Origin of the sequence: Veillonella parvula, from assembly GCF_024461875.1 — a bacterium.
Lineage (GTDB): Bacteria > Bacillota > Negativicutes > Veillonellales > Veillonellaceae > Veillonella > Veillonella parvula_I.
Genome location: NZ_JANGAL010000114.1, coordinates 1 through 234 on the forward strand (window position 1 = coordinate 1; position 234 = coordinate 234).

Annotated in this window: 1 protein-coding gene; it reads right to left on the reverse strand. The window is 38.9% G+C overall.

The window, feature by feature from the left end:
- A partial coding sequence (locus NE668_RS10050) for a hypothetical protein (protein WP_256196882.1) occupies positions 1 to 234 on the reverse strand: 234 nt, incomplete at both ends.

A 234-nucleotide genomic window follows, 5' to 3' on the forward strand; every position in this document is an offset into this window, starting at 1 on the left:
TCACTTGCAATCGTTGCATCTACACGAGGAGGTAATGTCGTACCACGAATATGTGGACGCCCACCTACAATACCAGAAACTCCGACGTCTGTTATCGCCTCTAAATCTACTTTATCGTCCTCAACATTAAGATTTAAATACTCTTCATCTTTGCCTAGTGTAAGTAAGCCTTTGATCTTTGTTACTTGATCATTTACCCTACAAGAACTACGTCTAATAACGATTTGATCATTA